The 7,208-nt window shown below is 39.9% G+C and carries 4 protein-coding genes; 1 reads left to right on the top strand and 3 read right to left on the bottom strand.

The window, feature by feature from the left end; translation table 11 throughout:
- The first annotated feature begins 232 nt into the window (after positions 1-232).
- Positions 233-1,093, top strand: a complete 861-nt coding sequence (locus AC4MRQ_RS07095) for an AraC family transcriptional regulator (RefSeq protein ID WP_491196964.1) — start codon at positions 233-235, stop codon at positions 1,091-1,093.
- Between the two features lie 368 nt (positions 1,094-1,461).
- Here the strand turns inward: AC4MRQ_RS07095 and AC4MRQ_RS07100 are convergent, their stop codons facing one another.
- The 3 genes from AC4MRQ_RS07100 to lacZ all read right to left on the bottom strand — a co-directional run bounded on the left by AC4MRQ_RS07100 (position 1,462) and on the right by lacZ (position 6,879).
- Positions 1,462-2,757, bottom strand: a complete 1,296-nt coding sequence (locus AC4MRQ_RS07100) for a glycoside hydrolase 5 family protein (protein WP_491196965.1) — start codon at positions 2,755-2,757, stop codon at positions 1,462-1,464.
- Positions 2,758-2,919: 162 nt separating this feature from the next.
- Positions 2,920-3,432 (bottom strand): hypothetical protein, encoded by a 513-nt coding sequence (locus AC4MRQ_RS07105; RefSeq protein ID WP_491196966.1) that lies wholly within the window; start codon positions 3,430-3,432, stop codon positions 2,920-2,922.
- Positions 3,433-3,759: 327 nt separating this feature from the next.
- Positions 3,760-6,879 (bottom strand): beta-galactosidase, LacZ type, encoded by a 3,120-nt coding sequence (lacZ, locus tag AC4MRQ_RS07110; protein ID WP_491196967.1) that lies wholly within the window; start codon positions 6,877-6,879, stop codon positions 3,760-3,762.
- Between the last annotated feature and the right edge of the window lie 329 nt (positions 6,880-7,208).

Consider the following 7,208-nt stretch of genomic DNA (forward strand, 5'->3'; position numbering starts at 1 on the left):
TAATTTTTCACATTACAAATGTATGCGACCTGTTTAGCACAAAATTTACATTTGCTGCTAATATATGATGATTTTATGAATTCATTAAATTACAAAATCCAATAAAACAACATCAAATACCCCTTTCAACACTCTAACACTGTAACTTACAATCAAATCCATTCCATCACACCAACAATACTATTATGAATTCTTTTATTACATTTGCAGCATAACCTAATAACAAATACTGATGCATCAGCGAATAATACGTGAAATAGCACCTTTATCAACAGATGATTTTTTTGTTATAATGAATCATCCCAATGCCAAATTTGATTTCCCGGTTCACTTTCATCCGGAGTATGAATTAAACCTGGTATTAAATGCCAGTGGCAAGCGCATTATTGGCGACTCCATAATGGAATTTAATTCTCCGGACTTAGTGCTTATCGGGCCTAATACACCTCATGCATGGACAAGCGGATCAACAGAAGCACAGGTAATTACGTTACAATTTCACCCAACCTTTCCAAGTGAACAGTTCCTTTCTCGCAAACTATCATTACCGGTTCGCGAGTTATTGGAGCAATCGAAAATGGGTGTTAAGTTTTCGGAACAAACCACAAAGGAAGTAACAGAACGCATTATGAATCTGTCGCATCAACAAGGTTTCGATTCTGTTTTGGAAATGCTGTCTTTATTATACGACCTGGCGACTTCCCGAAATAAAAGTACCTTATCATCAGCTTCGTATGTAAAGCAGTTTAACACATCTAAAAGCCGCCGCATCAAACAAGTCAACCAATACCTGACAGAGAATATTCACAACCCCATTAAAATAGGTGATGTGGCTAACCTGGTAAATATGTCACCTTCTGCTTTTAGCCATTTCTTTAAAAAACGTACGCAGCGTTCGTTTACTGAATATCTAACGGAAATGCGCATAGGAATTGCGGCCCGCTTTTTAATTGACTCGGAAAAGAATATATCAGAAATATGCTACGATTGTGGTTTTAGCAATGTATCTAATTTTAATCGCGCATTTAAAGCTCAAAAGGGATGTACCCCAAGTGAATTCAGGGCACAACAGAAATTGGTAACGATACATTGATACCAAGATTGTCAATCCGCTTATAATTTAAAAAAATAGAAAAACAACTTCTTGGCACTTCGTCCAAACCCGAGTTACTTTTTGCACGAGGTCAAAAACTAACGAAAAACCCCAGCCTGAAATTCATTTGCAAGTTGTTCTATGTAATTATTACTTCAAATGCCAATCAAAATTGGCCGATGAGTCATTCGTAACATTATGTTTTGATTAGCCAAAAGTGATTGGCTTAATCCATTTTAACTCATAACAACCGAACGTATAATAATTACAAGAACAGACTAAGCAAATTAATTAAGGGCTATTCCACTGTAACTACTAAACCTCGTATTAATTAAAGTTGAAATACCCCTTATAATTCAGCCTGCTTCTTACCGTCTCAACTTTAATATCTCATCACTAATTATTTTCAAAGTAGTAGTATCAGCTTCATAAACACCGTACCAGCCCTGCATTTCGTGCGGCGGATCGCCTACAAACACATCTCCACTTTGCCAATATTCTCCCGGACGTGGTGGACGTGCTTCTCCTGAGTAACTCCAGAAATTAACGCCCTGAACTGCGCCTTTTTTCTCTACATTCGTCACAAATTTATTGTAGACATACTGGTAATAACGATTACGCTCTTCGATGGAGGCTTCGGGTTGATAGTTAAAGGCATCACGTGCCAAGCCATATTCTTCCAGCACAATTGGCTTATTAAGGGTTTTAGCAACCTCAACATGGGTATCCCAATAGTTATTGAATCTTTGCATCATCTGATCATATTTTTCTTGTCCACCACCCGGTGTATACCAGTTCCAGTTCTGAACCCAGATGTGCATAGTAATATAATCAATAGCCTCATATGCATTATCAACAATTGCTTTCAAACCTTCGTCTGGATTAGGTGTATCACCCTCAGAGCCCAATGATACCAAATGATTTGCATCCATACTTTTAATTAACTCGGCGGTGCCTTTTATCCAATGTGCAAACTCTTGCTTATGGTCCAGACCTCTTGGTTCGTTGGCTAACTGCCAAGTCATAATGGTCGGATCATCTGCATATGCTTTTCCATTGATCGAATTAACCCGCTTCACTGTTTTAACAACATGATTGCGATACCACTCTTTTGTTGTTTCATTGGTAAAGAAGGCTTTTGTGTATTGTCCGTAATCCCACCAACTGTATTCCGGCTCTTGTGGATAAGGAATATCACCGGCACCATCCCATTTAAGGTATTGCGAAAATCCTCCACTCCAGGTCCAGAAGTTACTCAACACCATAACAGCTTTCATATCTCGCTTGCCCATTTCATCCAAAAGAAAATCAAGTCCTTCCCAAAGGTTATCATCATAAATACCCGGCGCCTTCATCAATGGTGGCTGCATACAATACTCAGAAGTCGAATCAGCTTCGCAAGAGGCCATAATACGCAGATTTGTGATGCCGTACTTTTTAAGTTGATCAAGCTCTCGCCTTAGTTGCTCACGGTTTCCGTATTGGGTAGATCCCAGGTGCATACCTTGCCAGTAATTGGCTCCGGCAAATGTATAGCGTTCATTGTTAATGTAGAACTGACCATCCTTAACAGTCACATATTTTACTGACGCTTCTTGATTAGTTTTACAAGAATAAAAACTTGCAACAATCAGAAGCACAAATAGAAGTCTATATCCAATCATAATATCAATAGTTTGTATTCACAATAACATTGCAAAATTGGGTATAAACAAACTATCAGAATTAACATTTCCTACTAAATCCTTGTCATATCATGAATATTAAAAGATTAATAGGTCATTAGAATTTAGTCGTTAATAAAGTATCAAGACAATTGGCATTTTTTATTGGCTATTTCCCTGATCATTAGACACCTCTTTCAGGATCAATATTAATTCTCCATTCCGATATTGCATCTTAATACTTGATGATGAAAATACAACTACCTCCCAGGTATTATTAATCCTGCCAATTGCCGGATGATTAATGTAAATCGATAAAAACAGCTCCTCTTCTTCCAGATCTTCAAAATACAATTCATCAGACATATCAGGGGCTGGCCCATCAATATCATCGTACCAAACCACCTCATCGGCATAAAAAAGAGACCATCTTCCAATAGTTTTTATATCAGAAATATGTAGTTCTCCAGATAGTTTTTTAAATAATAGATTATATCCTGATGGTCCTAATACCTTTTCGTCTGCCTCATTATATAAATCAAGACGCCATTCGTTCCGGGTTAAAAGTTCAAGCAGGGCATCTTTAGAATCAAAATCATCGTGAACAGTTGTGCAGGCAACGAATAAAACCAACACAACAGCTTTTGCTAACCATATGTGTACAAGCAGTTTCATAGCTAACAAACTTGTTTTATCAAGTTAAAATCAGACTATTAAGATATTATTAAGCAAAGCTTAAGTTTTCATCAACACAATTAATGAAGCATCAACAAGACTCAAGATTTAAGATATAAGACTCAAGATGATTCACATGGCACAAAGTTATGCTTCCATTAAGGCATTAATTACTCTGTATAAATCCTGTCCCAAGTATTTATATCATATTTGGCGCTTCGCCCAAACCCGACTTCCTTTTTTGTCATGACACAAAAAAGGAAGTAAAAAAGGTCTAAGCTTCAGCTGATTTGCTCAAAAGCTGTTTAGTACGCTACTAGCTTTACATTATTGGCTATAAGTGTAATTAATTTTGTTCTTCACATCTTCAGAATTTAAGGGGCTTAGGCGAAAACTAAAGGAATACTGACCAGCCTGTACACGGTATTGCGGATGAGCCTGTGCACGCCATCCCCAAGTGGTATCACCACCAACACCTAAATGTTTGTGGTCGACACAAACGGTAATAAACCCGCCGGGTTGAATATCGGTACCATGCGCCATCTGCCGTTGTCCTTGATGCTCCAGATCTGCAAAATCAAACTGCTGCGCATTAAACGCCAAAGGCTGATCGGCAACGATTAATACGCCTTCTCCCCCTTGATTGGTTAAAGCAAACCATTGGACATCCTGTTTCAGACCTGTTTCCTGCGGACGCACATAAGGGTAATACTGCTCCCACACTTTACCACTGTAAACACCCTTTTTCATACCTGATTTACGATCGACGTAACTTTCCAGCGGACCACGACCATACCATTGCAGTTTATCGTATTCAGCCGATATTCTGAAAGTCAAACCAACACGCGGCAATTCCGGCAATGCTTCATCAATATCATAATCTGTCTTTACATTAATGTCGCCATTATTGAATAGCTGATAAGTGCTTGTGACGTATGAACTATCCTGACTCAAAGCTTGCTTTATTATCACCTCAACTCTGTCGGTCAGTTTATTGATTTTTGTATCAAGTGCTTTCCAGTTAACTGATTTCCATGATCCGCATTTTATATTCATACCCCATGCCAGATCATTTTCGGTGGGTGCCCGCCAGAAGTTGGGCTGCAAAGGCATTTCCAGTAACTCTTTACCATTCAGAATCCAACTGATCATTTCGCCCGATTGTTTGCTGAATACAGCCTTAAACTGCTTATTGTACACAGCCACCTGATTACTTGTCTCTTTAACCTTTAAAACAGATTTGGAGTTGGGTGCATATGCTTTATCGAATGATCTGATCACAAACTGATCCCACCCCATTTCATGGCCTTTATCTACCAAGGCGCTTGCTTGCTTTTGTCGAATAGCAAATGTCACCAAGTACTCACCCCCAACCTGCTGTTGCAGTTCACCATAATCAACCGTAAAAGCAACCGTATCCTGCGGCGCCACATCAGGCATATCAATGGATTTCACCTGTAACACTTCATCGTAATATGAAATTGAATAACTTAAATCATAATCGTCAGTACCTATAAAGTTGAAACGGTTCCACAATTTAAACTGTCCCTTAGCTGCATCAACCTCTAATATTTTAAGCGGCTGATAAACCTTTTTCACCTCGTAAATATGAGGATTGTGTTTACGATCGCTGGTTACCAAACCGTTGGCACAAAATGATGAATCATTGCTGATTCCAACATAACCCAGATCACCACCGTAAGCATAGTATGGTTTTCCTTCATGATCTTCACGGGTAAAAGTCTGATCGGCCCAGTCCCAGATAAAACCACCCTGAAGACTTGGTTCACTATCAATCAGGTCCCAATACCCCTGCAGGTTACCAACCGAATTACCCATGGCGTGGGCATACTCACATAAGATATAAGGTTTGGTATAATCACTCTCTATATATTCACGCATCCAATCGATGGTGGCATACATGGGAGCCGTAACATCAGTATGATCGCGCGAACGGGCTTGCTCATATTGCACCGGACGCGATGTATCCCTTGACTTAATCCACTCATAGGTCTTTTCGAAGTTAATGCCATCACCCGCTTCATTGCCCAGCGACCATGTGATGATACTCGGATGATTTTTTGTGCGCTCCAACATGCGTTGTGTGCGATTGAGATGTGTTGCCAGCCAGGCTGTATCTTTAGCCAACGACGCTTCGCCATAGCCCATACCATGCGATTCGATATTGGCTTCATCCACCACATACATCCCGTATTGATCGCATAACTCGTACCAACGTGCCATATTCGGATAATGCGAAGCACGTACAGCATTGATATTATGCTCCTGCATCAAGCGGATATCCCTGATCATATCTTCCTCGCTCAGGATATTACCATTAATAGCCGAATGTTCGTGACGATTAACACCGCGAATGGTCACTGGTTGTCCATTGATGAGCAACTGACGGTTTTTAATCTCTGATGTTCTGAATCCGATACTTCGAATAGTAGATTCTAACACATTCATCTGCGCATCGTAAAGGGTGATGCGTAAATTGTAAAGGTTGGGAGTTTCAGCAGTCCATTTCTTTACATCAGTAATAGGCTGTTCCAAAGCGAGGTTCAGCTCTTTTTGCGTTCCATTTGCCATTTGTTTGGTACGGGCAATTACCTCACTGCCATCAAACAGTTCGATGCCAACATTTAGCTTTTCTTTTGTATTACGATTGAGTTCCACATCCACATTTAATACTCCATCGGTGTAGTTATTAGTTAATGAGGCGTGTACAAAGAAATCACGTATATGGTCGGGCGTACGTGCCACCAGGTAGACATCACGCTCTATTCCACTCATCTTCCACATATCCTGATCTTCGAGGTAAGAACCGCTGCAGAAACGATACAACTCAACTGCCAGATCATTCTCGCCTTCCTGCAGATATTTGGTAATGTCAAATTCCATTGGTGTTTTTGATCCTTCGCCATAACCTACTTTCTGCCCATTAACCCACAGATACATGGCCGAATTAACTGCCCCAAAGTGAATGTTCACCTGCTTACCTTTCCAATTGGCAGGAACAGTAAACTTCCTTTTATAAGAGCCTATCGGGTTGTGATCAATGGGTACAAAAGGCGGATTGGGATCGAAAGGGTACGGTACATCGGTATAGATCGGTGCCGAATAGCCTTGAAGTTCAATGTTGGATGGTACCTTAATCTCATCCCATCCACTCACATCATAATCGGGTTGATAGAAATTCTTTGGACGTTTGGGTGGGGCCACTGACCAGTTAAACTTCCAGGCTCCGTTGAGTGACTGATAACAGTCGGACTGTCGCCAGTCATTCTTCATTGCCTCCTCTGGCTGATCAAATACATAAAAGATGGCATGCGGTTCCAGCATATTGATGGCAAATACATTGGAATCTTCCCAATCTTCGAGCTTTTGTCCCAAATTAATTTGGGTTATGCCAAGCAAGGTTATTATTGATAGAAATCGTATCATTTTGATGAGCTTTATTGTATTTAGTGTCAGTTTAAATGTAGTATCAAGATGCAAGACGTAAGACATAAGATGATTCACAAGATGCGAAAACATGCTTCAAGCAAGACTCTAATATTCAACAAACTAACAACTCATAAATTGTCTAATATTTAAATATCATGTAATTAGTCTGACGACGAGTGATGCGTTAAAACAGCATTAGTATATGTGCTGCACTCCAGCTAAAGTGTTTGGCATTCAATCCTTCTTTGGTTAATGGATGGTAATTTTCACGAATGGGTTCTTGTGTGTAAGCCAGTCCATTAGCGCTTTCCACCATCTTCTGTGCC

The sequence above is a fragment of the Carboxylicivirga sp. genome, assembly GCF_982718395.1.